The 16,733-nt window shown below is 33.0% G+C and carries 17 protein-coding genes; 3 read left to right on the top strand and 14 right to left on the bottom strand.

Annotation, left to right across the window (positions count from 1 at the left end; translation table 11 throughout):
• Nucleotides 1-241: 241 nt before the first annotated feature.
• The 12 genes from HF990_RS09035 to HF990_RS08980 all read right to left on the bottom strand — a co-directional run bounded on the left by HF990_RS09035 (nt 242) and on the right by HF990_RS08980 (nt 12,738).
• Entirely contained in the window at nt 242-1,132 is an 891-nt protein-coding gene (locus HF990_RS09035; protein ID WP_096550548.1) for a LysR family transcriptional regulator, read from the bottom strand.
• Nucleotides 1,133-1,222: 90 nt separating this feature from the next.
• A complete protein-coding gene (cbpB, locus tag HF990_RS09030) occupies nt 1,223-1,669 on the bottom strand; it encodes a cyclic-di-AMP-binding protein CbpB (RefSeq protein WP_016838274.1) in 447 nt (148 codons plus the stop codon).
• Nucleotides 1,670-1,779: 110 nt separating this feature from the next.
• Nucleotides 1,780-2,025 carry a short-chain dehydrogenase gene (locus HF990_RS09025; RefSeq protein ID WP_247595868.1) on the bottom strand — a complete coding sequence of 82 codons (246 nt, stop codon included), beginning with the start codon at nt 2,023-2,025 and terminating at the stop codon, nt 1,780-1,782.
• An 82-nt stretch (nt 2,026-2,107) separates the two neighbouring features.
• Nucleotides 2,108-2,875, bottom strand: coding sequence for a 2,4-dienoyl-CoA reductase (gene fadH, locus HF990_RS09020; RefSeq protein WP_168412448.1), 768 nt, complete (start codon nt 2,873-2,875; stop codon nt 2,108-2,110).
• Nucleotides 2,876-3,269: 394 nt separating this feature from the next.
• Nucleotides 3,270-4,910: a putative bifunctional diguanylate cyclase/phosphodiesterase gene (locus tag HF990_RS09015; protein WP_016838271.1), complete on the bottom strand. Its 1,641-nt coding sequence runs from the start codon at nt 4,908-4,910 to the stop codon at nt 3,270-3,272.
• Between the two features lie 97 nt (nt 4,911-5,007).
• Nucleotides 5,008-7,185, bottom strand: coding sequence for an RNA degradosome polyphosphate kinase (locus tag HF990_RS09010; RefSeq protein WP_247595867.1), 2,178 nt, complete (start codon nt 7,183-7,185; stop codon nt 5,008-5,010).
• Nucleotides 7,185-8,732 (bottom strand): Ppx/GppA family phosphatase, encoded by a 1,548-nt coding sequence (locus tag HF990_RS09005; RefSeq protein WP_168412447.1) that lies wholly within the window; start codon nt 8,730-8,732, stop codon nt 7,185-7,187. The genes HF990_RS09010 and HF990_RS09005 overlap by 1 nt, the downstream gene beginning before the upstream one ends.
• A 176-nt stretch (nt 8,733-8,908) precedes the next feature.
• Entirely contained in the window at nt 8,909-9,811 is a 903-nt protein-coding gene (locus HF990_RS09000; protein ID WP_016838268.1) for a chemotaxis protein, read from the bottom strand.
• A gap of 76 nt (nt 9,812-9,887) precedes the next feature.
• Nucleotides 9,888-11,195: an MFS transporter gene (locus HF990_RS08995; RefSeq protein ID WP_168412446.1), complete on the bottom strand. Its 1,308-nt coding sequence runs from the start codon at nt 11,193-11,195 to the stop codon at nt 9,888-9,890.
• A gap of 32 nt (nt 11,196-11,227) precedes the next feature.
• Nucleotides 11,228-12,097, bottom strand: coding sequence for an NAD(P)-dependent oxidoreductase (locus HF990_RS08990; RefSeq protein ID WP_016838266.1), 870 nt, complete (start codon nt 12,095-12,097; stop codon nt 11,228-11,230).
• 233 nt (nt 12,098-12,330) lie between these two features.
• Complete coding sequence (locus HF990_RS08985; protein ID WP_016838265.1) at nt 12,331-12,501, bottom strand: aspartyl-phosphate phosphatase Spo0E family protein; 171 nt, start codon at nt 12,499-12,501, stop codon at nt 12,331-12,333.
• 48 nt (nt 12,502-12,549) lie between these two features.
• Nucleotides 12,550-12,738 (bottom strand): hypothetical protein, encoded by a 189-nt coding sequence (locus HF990_RS08980; RefSeq protein ID WP_016838264.1) that lies wholly within the window; start codon nt 12,736-12,738, stop codon nt 12,550-12,552.
• Between the two features lie 114 nt (nt 12,739-12,852).
• Here HF990_RS08980 and HF990_RS08975 point away from each other — a divergent pair, with 114 nt between their 5' ends.
• The 3 genes from HF990_RS08975 (at nt 12,853) to HF990_RS08965 (ending at nt 14,449) form a co-directional block, all read left to right on the top strand.
• The gene (locus HF990_RS08975; RefSeq protein WP_016838263.1) at nt 12,853-13,047 is read left to right on the top strand and encodes a YkvS family protein; all 195 of its coding nucleotides are present in this window, start codon (nt 12,853-12,855) and stop codon (nt 13,045-13,047) included.
• Between the two features lie 79 nt (nt 13,048-13,126).
• On the top strand, nt 13,127-13,744 hold the full coding sequence (locus HF990_RS08970) for a CPBP family intramembrane glutamic endopeptidase (protein ID WP_016838262.1): 618 nt from the start codon (nt 13,127-13,129) through the stop codon (nt 13,742-13,744).
• Between the two features lie 57 nt (nt 13,745-13,801).
• Entirely contained in the window at nt 13,802-14,449 is a 648-nt protein-coding gene (locus HF990_RS08965; protein WP_016838261.1) for a hypothetical protein, read from the top strand.
• 121 nt (nt 14,450-14,570) lie between these two features.
• Here HF990_RS08965 and HF990_RS08960 read toward each other — a convergent pair whose 3' ends face one another.
• Both HF990_RS08960 and HF990_RS08955 read right to left on the bottom strand, forming a co-directional pair.
• Complete coding sequence (locus tag HF990_RS08960; protein ID WP_016838260.1) at nt 14,571-15,017, bottom strand: MarR family winged helix-turn-helix transcriptional regulator; 447 nt, start codon at nt 15,015-15,017, stop codon at nt 14,571-14,573.
• 74 nt (nt 15,018-15,091) lie between these two features.
• Nucleotides 15,092-16,543 carry a PAS domain-containing sensor histidine kinase gene (locus HF990_RS08955; RefSeq protein WP_168412445.1) on the bottom strand — a complete coding sequence of 484 codons (1,452 nt, stop codon included), beginning with the start codon at nt 16,541-16,543 and terminating at the stop codon, nt 15,092-15,094.
• Between the last annotated feature and the right edge of the window lie 190 nt (nt 16,544-16,733).

The following is a 16,733-nucleotide window of genomic DNA, read 5'->3' as shown; positions in this document are numbered from 1 at the left end:
GTTTTGCCTCCAGCTTCCTTCAGATTCCGCGTCACCACGGACACCCTTGCTCTTGGCTAACCTCTACTTCTGTCTTCGGGGTTCGGGACTTACACCCTATAGTTCATGTACATGCCGGGCGCACATAGAAAAAGAGCGGATGGAATAAAATCGTTCCATTCGCTCTTTATTTGTTTATTGAGAATTAGTTTTTCAAATACATACTATTGTTCATATTTCGCCATTGTTTTTCATCAATAAATTATCGTTGGGACTCATCTACTGAATCAGCATGTTTTTTCACTACTTCAACAAAAGCTTCCACTTGACGTAATCGGAAGGAGGATTCATAACCAATCAGCCAAGTATCCCGAGTTAGCCCAATATCTGTATCTCCAGATGTTAATGCAATTTTATTTACATTTTCTCCTCCATTTAATGTAATAGAAGGTAAAATCGCATATCCAATACCATTGAGCGCCATTTGCTTACATGTTTCAATTTGATCTACAATGATTTGTCTTTTAGGGCTAGATGCAAAGTGTCCTTGCCACCAAACTTGAATTTCTTGATAATAATTGGAATCGCTTTTAAATTGAATAAATGGCCGTTCCGTCGTTAAAATTTCTTCTAATCTTTCAATTTCTTTATCTACTAGATACATTGTATCGCGGAATAAGTGCATCTTTTTCCCTTTCCACTCTGACTGGCCTCTGACAATACCAACTTGGGCTTCCCCATCATAAAGAGCTTTCACAATTTCAGAACTCCAACCGGTAATTAATGAAATTTTAACATCTGGATAAGTTGTGACAAATTCTTTTAACACTTTTGGTAACCAGTTAATTCCAACGATGGAGGCACAAGCGATTTTTAATGTACCATGCACTTTTGAATCTAGAGCTTGAATCCTTTCAAAAACTTCTTCTTTTTTTTGCAATGTCTCAATTGCATATTGAATAACTAATTCTCCTGCAGGTGTAGGCATCAATCCCTTTTGAGAACGAATGAATAATTGAGTACCCCAATATTTTTCAATCGATTGCAATCGTTGAGATAACGCAGGTTGTGTAATAAATAGCCGTTCTGCTGCCTTGCGCATATTTCGTTCTTCCGCTAATATTTTTATAATTTCTGCTTCTGTCGTTGTCATCCAATCACTCCAAAAAAATACGATACATAAAAATTCAATAAAAATCGACAAAATCCTTTTCATCCATGGATTTTGCCGATGATTGTTCAATTAATAATCTAATACTTGATAAATATATTTTTTTAATTGCTTTAAAATCACTCTTCTCGTTAATATCCCTGCAAAAGTGCCTTCATGATCTACAACGCATAAAAAGGCATGGTTAATGACTAAATCTAATGCCCTTTGAATCGTATCATCGATTTTTAAATATGTGACATTTCGATCCATGCAGTCATCAACTTTAATATGAGCTAATTTTTCATACTCAATCCGCTCTAGCCCAAGTATTGATTCGGTAATCATCTTTGAACTTACCAAACCATGAATTCGAAACTTCGTATCCAATACCGGTACTTGAGAATAACCTGTTTTAGTAAGAACTAACAATGCATGTTCAGCACTATTTCCAACTAAAACATGAGCTACTTTTTCTGCCGGAATAATAAAATCACTAATCGGCGTTTCCAAAAAGGCTCTTGTCTTTGTTGAAATCAAATCCTTCAACCCCTTCCATGAGGACCCCAGTTACCACTATCATATCATATTTGACAGTTTTATGACCATGACAATGACACATGAATTTTTGGGTTGAAGGATTTTTTGTTTTAATAAGAAGCAGATTTTGCCCAATAGTAAAAAATCATGATACCAGTAAATATACCGAAAATAATGTACATAATAATGATTGGATTCATTAAAATTGGATGTTCTCGAACAGTTTTACTAATAGGTGTATCCATAGCGGAAGCTCGCTCTTCTGTTTTCTTCATGACACTTACAGTCATGACATACGAAACACCAACAATAATTAAGCCTACAATAATTGTCGGAATGGTCCATCCACCCATCATCATACTCTCCCTTCTAGTCTTAAGAAGAGTATGTTTCTTTTTTTTATTTTTTATTCTTCTTAATAAAAACGACAGATTTCAATTAAAATGGAAATTGGTTGAGCCATTGGCCGCCATCCAACGTTACACATTCTCCGTTCATATAGGCACACTTTTCAGATAACATGAATGCTGCCAAATCCGCAATTTCTTCTGGTGTACCTAGACGTTTTAAAGGGACGGATTCAATCGTGCGTTTTACTTGTTCTTCTGATTCCCAAAGTTTTTCTGCACCACCCGTTCTGTCAATCGGTCCTGGTGCAATGGCATTTACACGTATTCCATATTTGTGTCCCCATTCAACAGCAAGAGTACGAGTTAATGACAATACTCCTGCTTTGGCTGCTGCGGAGTGAACGACCCCTGCACCTGCTTGCCAAGCATATGTGGCTACCATATTTAAAATTTTTCCTTTTATCCCTTGTTCAATCCAATATTTTCCTACTTCTTGTGAGCAATAAAATGTTCCATTTAAAACAATATCAATAACCGCTTTCCAACCATTTGGCGATAATTTTTCTGCTGCAACAATAAAGTTTCCTGCTGCATTATTTACTAATCCATCAATTTTTCCAAATCGTTGAATGGTATATTGAACCGTTGCCTTTACTTGTTCCACATCTCGAACATCCATCTGAAACGTTTCAATTGTATTGCCAAACTGTGAAATCTCATTTTTTGCCTTTTCAAGACGCTCTTCATTTCGACCAGTTATAACGACATTAGCACCTTCTTGCACAAATTTTTTTGCCATAGCCAGTCCCATTCCACTAGAGCCGCCTGTTACGATAATCGTTTCATTGTTTAACATAAACATTCCTCCCATCGTATATGAATGAATAACCATTCATTTCTATTGTACAAGAAAAGAAGTGCAAAGTTTGTCGAAAATTCAACTTTTGCTATTTGTAAATAAAAAATAAATATACTATATTTTTACATATTTAACATTTAGTATAATTGTTGTATAATATTTTCTAGGTTTTGTTTTCTTAAAATTATTTCAATTATCAAAATCTTCGACATATGTAGTGTCGAAGATTGTATTTGATTGGTAGAAAAGTAATCTTTACTTATTCATTAATCTACTTTTTCCTTTGTTTTTTATTCCAACAATGGAAGTTTGAATAATCCCGAATAGTGATCATGTCACTATTCGGGTTATTGAAATTGGAAGCTATGTAGCAATCCTAAACGAATTGCATTTATTTACATTCTAAATATTTTTTAATAACTTCTTCCACCGGCATCGGTTTATTATACAAATAACCTTGTCCTTTTTTACAACGATTTTCCTTTAAAAATAATTCTTGATATTTTTCTTCCACACCTTCTGCGACCACATCCATCCCTAAATGATGTGATAAAGAAATAATCGCTTTTATTATGGCTTCATTTTTTTCATCTTTGTTAATATCCGAAATAAAAGATTGATCGATTTTGATGATATCAATCGGGTATTTTTTTAAATAACTTAAAGAAGAATAACCTGTACCAAAATCATCTACAGATACATAAACACCGAGCTTTTTTAGCTTTTTCAATATTTCTTCCGTTTCTTCTACATTTTCCATTGAACTTTCTGTAATCTCCAGTTCAATAAATTGTGGGTCAACCTCGTACTTCTTTAATACGGATTCAATTTTATTCGGGAAGTTTAGTTGTTTAAATTGCATTGGTGAAATATTTACTGCAATTCTTACAGGACGATATCCTTTTTTTCTCCATTCTCGCTGATAACTACAAACTTGTTCCAACACCCAATCTCCTATTTCAATAATTAAACCGCTTGATTCAGCTAAAGGAATAAATTGGGATGGTGGAACATAACCAAACTTCGGGTTGTTCCAACGGAGTAAAGCTTCAAAACTATCAATCTCATTCGTTAAATAATTTACTTGCGGTTGCAAGTGGATGGATAATTCATTAAACTCGATCGCCCGTTTTAAATGAGCTTCCATCAGCACTTCATTTTTAAAATCTTTACTCATTTCTTCACGATAGAAACGATAATGAGCACGGCCATGAGTCTTCACATAAAATAGTGCTTGTTCTGCTTGATGCAACAATGAGTTAAAATCTCTTTTTTGCTCAGAATTTAATGTAGCAATCCCAATGGATGCAGTTACAAAATATTCTTGTCCATCTATAATAAAAGGTACTTTTAACTCCTCTAACACTTGGTTAGCAAGAAGTTCCACTTCTTCTCGAAGATAATGCTTCATTAAATAAAGGAATTCATCACCATTATAATGATATAATTCAATGTTTTTTCCTTTTAATCGCTTAAATCGCTCACTAATTTGCTTAATCATTATATCTGCATTTTGTTTTCCTAACGACTCGTTATACTTTTTAAAGCGATCAAGATCTACCAATAAAATTGATAGATTCATATCATGATTATAGTTACGATATTTCTCATCCCAACGAAAATTTAATGCTCTTCGATTTAGCAATCCTGTATTTTCATCAATAAACGATATATAGCTAAATTCCTTCCCTTGACTCATGATGACCGCATAATACAATTCGTCATGAAACTTAATCGGTTCCACATACATTTGCAATTCTTCATCCATATTCATTGTTATGTATTGAATTTTCTCTTGCTTTTCTAATATCACTTTTTTGATTTCATTCCAATTTAATAGCTCAAAAAAATGTTCAGCGTCCATCCCTTTTTCAAAAGTATTGGGCGTTAATTTGTAAGCACTGGAATTAATCATTTCTACAGAAAATTTTCCAGCCCTTAACTGTTTTAATATGACAATCGCATTAAAAGGGTTAAGTTTCATGACATATTGTAAGTAATCTTTTTCTGTATTGGCTGGAAAGTTAATCATCGATGTTCCTCCATTACTATGTAAATGTATAAAAAGGTGTAGTTTATGTGTCCGGTCATTTATTCAATTAAACTACACCATGCATTCAATACAGTTCTTATTCCTCCATCATGACTGTACTAGTTGCTTCTAAAATAAATAGCTCCTGGCTATTGATTACCGACTCGCCTTCTTTACGTTCCTTATATCGATATTTTCCTGTTGAATCTTGAACACGAGCCTTTACATTATCAGCTAGTTGTGTTGAAAAAATATGCATTATTCGTTGTTTAATTTCAGCAGAATAGATTGGGAATAGTATTTCCACTCGACGCACCATATTCCGAGTCATCATATCGGCTGAAGATAAATAAATTTTATTTTCTCCGTTATGATGGAACCAATAAATGCGCGAATGCTCTAAGAATCGACCGACGATACTAGTAACCGTAATATTTTCACTAATGCCTGGTATACCAGGTCTCAAACAACAAATACCTCGTATTAGTAATTCAATTTTAACACCATTTATGGAAGCTTCATACAATTTCATAATTAAATCTTTGTCAGTTAACGCATTCATTTTTGCACGAATGAATCCATTTCCATATTTTTTATGAAACTCAATTTCTTGATCAATCATTTCAATAAATTTATCACGAATATCATAAGGTGATACGACAATATGGTGGAACCTAGGCTTTTCCGTATAACCACTTAAATAGTTAAAGAAATTCGTTGCATCTATACCAAACTCTTTATTCGTTGTAATAATCCCCATATCGGTATATGTTTTAGCTGTCGCATCATTATAATTCCCTGTTCCTAAATGGACGAAACGCTCTATTTTTCCATTTTTCCGTCGAACTACAAGGGTTATTTTTGAATGGGTTTTTAAGTTATGCATTCCATAAATCACAAGGCAACCTGATTGTTCCAGCTCCTTCGCCCAATGCACGTTGTTTTCTTCATCAAAACGTGCTTTTAACTCTACTAAAACTGTCACTTGTTTCCCATTTTCAGCCGCTTGTTTTAGAGCTTGAATAATCGGTGAATTACCGCTTACTCGATATAAAGTCTGTTTGATTGCTAACACTGTCGGATCATTCGCCGCTTCTGTAATAAATTCCACAATAGGCTCAAAGGATTCATATGGATGATGAAAAAATAAATCCTTTTCTAGCGCCTTTTCGTAAATATCTTCATCAGACTCTAAATCTAATGGACGTTGAGGAATAAAACTTTCAAATAATAAATGCTCTCTTCCTTGAGACAACTTCTTCACAAAACTAAATAAAAACGTTAAATCAAGGGGGCCATCAATTTTAAAAACATCGGATTCACTAATTTCAAATTCTTCTAATAAATATTCTAAAACGTCATCATTCATTTCTCCATCGCGAACTTCAAGACGGCTTCCAATTCCCCATTTTCTTTTTTTCAATTCCTTTTCGATTTCAACGAGTAAATCTTGAGCGCCTTCTTCATGAATTGTTAAATCAGCATTTCTCGTTAATCGGAAAGCCTGTACCGATTTCACATTATAGCCATAAAATAGTCGATCTACATGTGAAGTAATGACATCTTCTAATAGAACAAATACTTTTTGATCAGGGCCTGCGGGTACTTCAATAAAGCGATCTAATACAGATGGAACTTGTATAATAGCAACTTTTTCGTTAAACTCGCTTAACACTTTTGTATCTTCTAACAAAACAAGCAAGTTTAACGTTTTTCCAAGTAATGTAGGAAAAGGGCGATAAGCATCTACTGCTATGGGTGTTAGTACAGGGAAAATGGTTTCTTCAAACATTTCATTGATATATTGCTGCTGTTCTTTCGATAATGATTTGATATCTGTTAAGTAGATATTTTCCTTTGGCAATAGCTCGAATATTAAATGACGAAAAACTTCCATTTGCCTACGAACAAGCGCTTGCGTTTTTTCAGCAATTTTCTCCAATTGTTCCTTGGGCGTTAAGCCCGCTTTATTTTCCGGTTTATGAAATCCCGCGCGAACTTGGTCTTGAAGTCCAGCCACACGCACCATAAAAAATTCATCTAAATTCGAACTAAAGATTGCGATAAATCTCAACCGCTCCAGTAATGGATTTGTTTCATCTTCCGCTTCTTCTAATACTCGTTCGTTGAATGCTAACCAACTTAATTCACGGTTATTATAATACTCAGGTTTCGATATTTCATCCAATATTTTCCTTCTATCAATATCCGTTAATTTATGATTATCTATAAGATTTTCCCTTTCAGGAGAGTTCAGCCCTGTTTCATCTGTCATTACTCATTCCACCCTTCATAGATTAACTCAATTTTTACCCTCTTCTTAAATAATCGTTCAATATGCTTCTTTTGGCTTTGTGCTCGATGGATTTCTGCCACTGCACGCCCTTTCGAAACAACAAATAGAGTAATGATATCCTTTTCTTGTAATTCCATTTTAATACTTTTTACGATATTTCTTTTTGAACTATTTAAGGAATATACAAATTTTAATAAAGCACCGAAATTTCGCAAAATTTTTAACTCTTCACGGGTAAACCATGTCAGAAACGGTTGACTAAGACGTCTGAAATAATCTCGGTTTTTATAAGATGCAAGCAATGCAATTTTTACCCGATTTTTATGGTTTAATCCGGGAATAGATTGATTGGCAATTAGATAAAAAGTGTGTTGATTCGATGAATCTAATTCGATATAATCTCCAATTGAAAATACTCTTGCTGCTTTTTTTAGTAAATTCAGATGTTCTTCATTAAATTGAAATAAGTTCCATTTACAACTTTCTATATATATATTCTCTATTAATGTAACTAATGTACCTACTTCAGCCTCCGTTCTCCCATATTTGAATGCTAGATGATTCGCATAATCTTCAAATACGTTAAAGGGTTGAAAAACTTCAGGATTCGATTTCATCACGATATCCATGATTAACCCTTCCCGCAATCCTCTTTTACTAATGTAAAATGAATTCGAATCCACAACTTCCATTAAAGTTTTAAAAATGACTAAAGCAATTTCAATAATGTCCGCTCGATCGGAAGACAATCCATCAATTTGCTTTAATTGTTCAAAAGATTGTTTTCCTAAGTAACCACTCAAATTTTTTAGCGTTTCTTCATTCATTTCATAATGATGGACGCCAGATATTGGATAATCAATTAGATGCTGATGAATTTGCGCGAGATTTCGAGCACTGCCACCAATCCCCACAATTGGTAATTTAACATTTTTTAACCATGCTACATTTTCAAAATATTTCTTTATATTTTGATATAGTTGATATTTTTCCTTTTCGTTTATTTTATCACCGGTAACAAAACTTTGTTTTAACGATACAGTACCAAAAGGAAAACTTATAGAATGTTGTAATTCTTTATTTATAAACAACGTAATCTCCGTTGAACCTCCACCAATATCAATTGTAACGGCAGAAGGGATCTCCATCGAATGAACGACTGCTAAATATCCGAAATAGGCTTCCTCATCTTCCGATAATAAATCGATTTTTATGCCAGTATCTTTTTCCATTTGTAAAAGGATTTCTTGATTATTTTTTGCTTGTCGAATAGCAGCTGTTGCAGCAGCCTTTACGGTCGTCACACCGTAATCTTGCATTATTTCCTTGAACGAAATTAACGTATTTTTTAATACTTCAATGCCTTCTTCAGACATATATCCATCAGTTTGAATATATTTCCTTAGCCTAGCAACCGTTTTCATATTTCCAATTTCACGTAATCCTTTTTCGTGACTATATCTGTATAGCACTAGGCGAATTGTATTCGAACCGATATCTATAACCGCCATGTTTACTTCATTCACCGAATAAAATCCCTACTCTCTATATACGAATTCTAAGTTTAAGAATATTTTGTCATATGTTTAATGTTGGTTCAACGAATAAAAATTAATCAAAAACGTCGGAGCCTTTAAAGGCATCCGACAAATGTGAATTGAAAAAAGCTATTGAATTGATGGATACCTAAAATTGTGCTATGTTACAAAATCAATTCATCAATTTTTAAAATTAAATCTCCAATTTCAGGTTTCGAAATTTGATCATCTGCACCAACTCTTTCCCCTTTATGGCGAAGATCATCGGTAATTAAACTTGAGAAGATAATAACCGGTAACTTTTGTAGCTCTGAATGAGTTTTTATTCTTTTTGTTAAATGGTGTCCATCCATTTGTGGCATCTCAATATCCGTTACCACTAATTGTACATGCTTCGTAATATCATCATTCGTTTCTAATAAGTGTTCCAGATATTCAAAAGCTTCTTTACCATTCTCAAAAAACTCTAAATTAACATACCCTGCTTCTGTTAATGTATCATTTAACAATTTACGCAATAATGGTGAATCTTCTGCCACGATGATTCTTTTTTCTGATCGTTCCCTCTTTCCAAGTTTCTTTACAGAATCCATGCTAATTCCGGAATCTGGATTAATATCAACCATTATTTTCTCAAAATCAAGTAATAATATCATTGATTCACCTATTTTAATGACACCGATAACTTGGTTAGAACTTCCTTGATACATATCTGAAGGCTTTTCAATTTGATTCCAAGAAATACGATGTATCTGTGTAACATTATCCACATGGAATACCACTTTTTGTTTATTAAATTCTGCAACAATATATTTTTGCTGATCACTATAAGAGGCATTTGGTATTCCTAACACTTTCAACATATCGACAACCGGTAATACTTCTCCTCGCAACTGGACAATTCCCTCTATATGCGGATGAGCATGAGGAATAAATGTGACAGGAAGTGGCTGTATGATTTCTTTTACTTTTATTACATTGATTCCAAATTTATTATTTCCTACTTCAAATTCAACAATTTCTAATTCGTTGGTTCCTGATTCTAGTAAAATACTTTTTTGCTCCATCTATCATCATTCCTTCCTATATAACTAAATATAATAATATAACTTTTCTATAAATTCAGATGGTAATAATTTAAATTTAATGTTGCTCCTGCTGTACTTGCAAATGAACAATTAAACCAATAACCGTTAATACAATTAAAGAACCTAAAGCAATTCTTGATGCAAGGGGTCCATAATCCTTTAGCATGAACGTCACCGTTCCATATAACGCTGGGCCAATAATAGAAGAAACTTTTCCTGAAAAAGCAAACAAACCGAAAAATTGACCACGTTTTTCCTCCGGTGATAATTCAATAATCAATGTTCTAGAGGTTACCCACATGGAACCAAGTGACACACCGAACATGCTTCCCGCAATCCAAAACATCCATTCTTGTGTAGCACATACCGCTATTATTAAAGCGATAATCATAATGATGCTTACGATTGCAACAGCTTTTCGGGCACCAATTGCTTTTGTAATGTTGCCAAAAATGAAAGACCCAATCACAGTAGATATGGTACTTACTAAATATAAAATTATAAATTTCCCAGAAGTAAAGCCAACAATCACTGTTGCGTAGACTGCCATCATCGCTATTGTCGTTGCAATGGCGTCGTTTAAGAAAAAGTAAGCAATCATGAAAGTAAAAATTGCTTTATATTTTTTCATATCTTTAAAAGTATCGACAATTTCTTTATATCCTTTAAAAAATCCAAACTTTTTTCTTTGATGTTTAGGGATTGGTCGATCTTTAATAAAGAAAAATAATGGTAAGGAAAATATAAGATAAAGAATTGCCGTTGGAATAAAAGCTCGATGAAAACCACCATCAGCTACGAAAAAGTATATCGATAACCCTACTATCGTTCCTAAATAACCGACAGCTACACCAAATCCTGAAATTAATGGTATCTCTTCACTTGTGCCAAGATCTCCTAACATCGTGTCATAAAACACTAAACTGGAATTAAAACAAAATTTTGCAATGACAAAACTAAGAACAACGAAACACAAACTGAGGGGCAATCCTGAAATATAACTTGAAACATCCAGTTGAGCAAAAATTCCCATCATAAATGTAAAAAATATTGAGATAGATGCAAACCAAACGATAAATCTCTTTTTATAACCTGTTTGATCAATCCAAACACCATAAAGCGGAGAAAAGAGCACCAAAAAGAGACTTGCAAAAGCATTGGCATAAGAAATAAAGGAGCTTGCAACCTGTTCCATCACTCTATCTGTTCCAAGCACTTCATCCATATAAAAAGGAAAAAAAACCGTATTAATATTGGATGAAAAAATCGTATTCGCAAAATCGTACAATGCCCATGAAAGAATTGGAAGGGAACAATATAATGCGAATTGATTCCTCTTCCTCAGGTTTTGGCCTTTAATCAAAAATATCGCCCCTATCAGTTTAAAATTGCCACTCAGACATTGTAGTATTTAATTAACGCTTGAGTTCCCAAATCACCATACCCTTTGTTTAACAACGTCTCATACATTTCTTTCGCCAAATGTAAACCTGGTAAATCTAATTCCATTTTTTCTGCTTCTTCCAAAGCAATTTTCATATCTTTAATAAAATGTTTAATATAAAAGCCTGGATCTAGATCGCCTTTTAATATACGTGGTCCCAAATTTGATAATGACCATGAGCCAGCAGCTCCTGATGAAACCGACACTAATACTTTATTTAAATCTAATCCTGCCTTCATTCCATAAGCAATGGATTCACACACGCCAATCATGTTCGTCGTTATTAATAATTGATTGCACATTTTTGTATGTTGACCAGAGCCAGCTTTTCCTTGATAAACAATATTGGAGCCAAATAATCCAAAAATTGGCAACATTTCTTTAAAAACTTCTTCATCTCCACCTACCATAATGGATAATGTACCATTTCTTGCACCTATATCTCCCCCAGACACCGGTGCATCAAGGCTCATTATTCCCTTTTCTTTCGCTGCCTCATATATTTTCTCTGCAAGGCTCGGTTTTGAAGTCGTCATATCTATGAGAGTCGAACCTTTTTTTGCTGTTTTGAAAATGCCATCATCTCCAAAATACACATCTTCAACATCTTTAGGAAAACCAACCATTGTAAAAATGATATCCTTGTTTTCAGAAGCAAGGGCAGGTGTATCAGCCCAAGTAGCTCCAAGGTCAATTAAAGGAATTGCTTTTTCCTTCGTACGATTATATAACGTTACTTCGTATCCCGCCTTCAATAGATGCTTTACGATACTAGTTCCCATAACCCCTGTACCGATAAATGCAATCTTTTTATTAAACATAATTCCCCAACACCCCTGTATCATTATTAAAAATATGCATATTTTACACTTTCTTGTAATGTACCATATAAATGGGCAATTGTTGATATGTAATGAAAAAATTGTTAATACATAGACAAAAAAAAAGAGCAGCAAGATACGCTGCTTGAAAAGGGGGAAAATGAGAATGTTGCTGTGTTCAAAAAATACTATTGCCAATTGCATGATTTTTTATAACAAAAAATTGAAAAAAATTATTTTTTCGTAATAATCAATGGGGATTTTTCATGCTTTTGATATTGATTTAAAATCTGGTCCAGTTGTTTACTTAATCGAATCGTTTTTGGTGATTGCAGGCCATTTTCTAAACCTGAACGAATCATTTTTTCCCGAACGTACTCCAAATGTAGCTTCAATCTATCCATACTTCTAATCCCCTCTTTCATATAGAAATGGGTGGAAGTAGTTTTTTGTTATGCACGCGGTGTATCTGAATAAGTATAAATGACCCTTCCACCTTGTTTTGCTTCACCTCTAAAATGTTTAAACTTTTCATCATTCACAAGCACTTCACGAAACTGCAAAAATTCCTCTTTTGTAATTTCTATACTTTTTATTTCCCCATTTTTTAACTTTTCAATCATATCTTTGTAGTTATTCATAAATATTTTACCTCCTACTTCTTATATTTTCGAAATTATTCTAAAATCACTTTACATTTGTTCTATTATCATGCAAACTAACTTCATAGTAACTGATAGAGGAGGGGCACGCCAATGAAAATAGCAGAAGTGGGAGATATTATTGAATTTAAGGATGGACTTCGCGGAATGGTTGAAAAAGTCAATGATAATTCAGTAATTGTTGATTTAACAATTATGTCGAACTATCGTGACTTAGATCTGGAAGAAAAAACCGTCGTTAATCATAAACGTTATAAAATCGTAAAGTCAGTAAATGATTTTAAATAAAAAAACTTCCCCTTTTCATTTGTAATTGATGATAGGGGGAGTTTTTTTTGATATTATGATAACAAAGGAGGCAAGTAACATGAAATTTTCAAAACAAATGATTGTACTCCTTCTCTCGCTTGCTTTCATCTTTATAAGTATGTATTGTTCCTTCGAAGTAAAAAAAATCTTCTGGCATTTATATACTTTTACTCTCCTCGTCGGTACTGCAATCTCCATCCTTTTTGGGAAATTCAAAGATGAACTCCCAACTTGGAAATATATCCTATTTGGTATCGGATTCGGCACAATTACTTATGGCATCATCCGACTTGGTTATATGTTGCTTAAGTTTACAGACAGTAGTTCAATAAAAACGATTCGCAAATTTTTAGAAACATATGGTCCGAATAATATTTGGCATTATTTATTGCTCATTTTTATCATTGTCGTCGGTGAAGAATTGTTTTGGCGCGGCTACGTTCAACATGCACTCAAACAATATGTTTCTCCAGTAATTGCTTGCATCATGACTAGCTTATTATTTGCATTGGCAATATCATTGAGCGGTTTTATCCATGGTGTCATTTGCGCATTCATTATATCCCTAATATTTGGGTTTTTATACGAATGGAAGAAAAGTATGCCATTAGTCATCGTTGCGCATGAAGTTTTTGTTTTGCTGTTATTTTTAATATTGCCTTTTATTCATTATTAAAAAAAATGAAACTTCCTTCGTTTCATATTCGTTTAATCAAAAAGGAGGTAGAGTAAAATGAAAAAGAAACTACAACTATTTATTTCAGTAACTCTATTAATGTTCCTTCTCGCTGCTTGTGGAACAACAAATGGACAAAATACGGAGCCAGATCAAACAACAGCAGATTCGGAAAAGGAAATAGAAAATGTTGAAGATGAAGAGACAACAGAGAATGGAGCACAAGACGAAGAAACAAATCAGCCTGAAAATAAAATTGAATACACATCAAAAGGTGAAGTGTATACTCATGAAACCGCAGTTGTAGAAGAAGAAAATTATACAATACAAATTTTAGAAGGGTATGAACTCACAAAAGAAGAACCAGGAAAAGAAGTTCTTTTCCTCCAAGATAATGATGCCATCTCCATGCGTATTGAAGTGTTTCCAAAAAATGCTTCATCATATGATCATCTCGTAAAAAGTACAGAAGAATGGATGGCAGCCATCAACGAATACAAACCATTGGATATTACTGAAGCGGTTAATAAACATCCGGAAATTACTAATTCTGTTGCATTCATAACTACCATTGAAAATGATGAAGTCGTTGGAATCGTTTACGAAAAAAATAATATACTAGTTCGTTTATCTGTTTTTGATCAAAAAGATTACGATTTAAAAGACGCACTCATCAAAATGGGGTTAACAATTGAAGAAAAATAACTTATCCCTCTAAAATTAGGTGGAGGATGAAGTTACAATAAAATAAAAAAATTTTTGAAGATAATTATACAATTCAAAAGAATATACAAACGAGCTGTTCGTCTTAGCGAACAGCTCGTTTTTAATAAGACAAATCTTTAATCGATAAACCTAATTTTTTCAACAATTCGATTGCTATTTCTTTTTCACTTGGTGTTAACGCGTTCATCAATTCATGTAAATTTTTCTCATGCTCTGGAAATATTTCTTCCATAAATTTATCGCCTTCTTCAGTTATCTCTGCATATGTGACTCTCCTGTCAGAAGGACAAGATACCCGTTTAATCAAACCTCTTTTTTCAAGTTTATCAACAACATATGTGATAGACCCACTTGCTAATAAAATTTTACTTCCAATTTTTTGTAAAGGTTGTCTTCCCTTATGATATAACAATTCCAACACAGCAAATTCAGTTGGATTTAAACCTTTTTGTTGAAAAAACTGATTTGTCACTTCATTAATCGCTTTATTTGCTCTTGATAACACAATATACAATTTTAACGATTGTTTCATCTCATTTGACGGCAAGACAAATCATCCTCTTTTTTCTATCTATATAAAAGCATTATATCTATTTGAGAGAAGATTTGTCAAAGTCGTGCCTATACAACTGGTAATGAATTAACTTCCTGGGTAGTCAACCATTTTTTCAGTTGGCTGTCGTTGTAATAAATCTTAGTATAACCCTCGGTATAATTTGGAAATTCTAAAATAAACGTAGATCCTACACCGACAGTACTTTTCACAACAATCTTCCCTTGATGTTCATCTACCACTTTTTTTACAAGACATAGACCTAATCCTGTTCCTTGTTCCTTTGTTGTAAAAAATGGCGTAAATAACTTGCTTAAATTTTCTTCAGGAATTCCTATCCCTTCATCTTGTACCGAAACTTGAATTTTATTGTGGACATCCTTTAATTCAATTGTAATCGTTCCACCTTTTTTCATTACTTCAATGGCATTTTTCACTAAATTAATGAACACTTGTTTTAACTGATTGACATTCCCCAATATCGTGGAATTGCAATTGTCTTCAGAATTTAATTGAATAATCACATTGTTCGAGTATGCATGTGGTTGCATTATTTGAACAACTTCTTTCAAAATTTGTAAAAGCGATACCTTTTCCTCAAAGGCCTTACTTGGTTTTGACAAATAAAGCAATTCTGAAAGAATGGATTCCATTCTTTCCATTTCAGATTCCATTACATGTAAATATTTTTTTCCTTCTTCGGTTGTATTATCTTTCAACAATTCAACAAAACCCTTTAATGATGTTACAAGATTTTTTATTTCATGGGTAATGCTTGCCGACATCCTACCCATATTACTTAACCGTTCTAAATCTCTCATATTTTGCTTTAGTTTTACATTTTCCGTATTATCAATAACTGTCATCACATACATATCTAAATAATAATTGTATTTGCAGTTTAGTGTTAAATAAACCTCTTCTTCATTATTTAAATGGGAAATTTCCAACGTTGCTTGTCCATATTTTTTTAAATCAGACAGGAATTGTAATTTATTATTTTTATAGTCATGATATTTTGAGAGAAAAGATTCCAGTGACAAGTTTAAACCTTTTTCAACATCAATCTTTAATAATTCAACCGCTTGAGAATTTATTTCAAAAATCTGATCTTCTTTGAAGAATATGATGCCATAAGGCAAATCATTAAGAAAACCTCTACTGCTCACTTGAAACTTCTTTTTTTCATCATCACTTAATATTTTTAAAAATACTAAATTCTCCTTTTGGATAAACATTCCCAAAACTTTAATTTCCTTAAAAGATGAATCCTTATTTTTAATTTTAAATGAAGAGAAGGAAAAACTCTCTTGTCTAATTCTTTTTAAAAATGAATACCAACGTGATTGAGATAGTTTATCCATGGAAAGGGGCTTCCCAACCTCCACAGCTAAGTTCAACAATTCGGCTGCTTTTTGATTGATTGACTCAATTTTACATGAGGTGTCTAAAATAAGCACTGGATCATTATCATATTGGACTAATTCTTCCAAAAAAGGCAACATTGTGGCACTTTTCATTAAAATACACCAATCCTTCCCCTCAATCATAAATTTCTCTTATCTTTTCTATCTATATATAAATTGCTAATTTTTAATTTTACAAAATTTTCTTAATTTATATTTTGTACAAAATTATTTCATAAAACAATTCAGAATAAAATGGGTATAATATACCTATTTTCTAATTTTAACCAATATCGGATATCAA

It is taken from the genome of Ureibacillus thermosphaericus (assembly GCF_012396605.1).
In the GTDB taxonomy this organism is placed as follows: Bacteria; Bacillota; Bacilli; order Bacillales_A; family Planococcaceae; genus Ureibacillus; species Ureibacillus thermosphaericus.
Note: the sequence above shows the minus strand (reverse complement) of the source record. Positions and strands in the feature narration are given on the sequence as shown.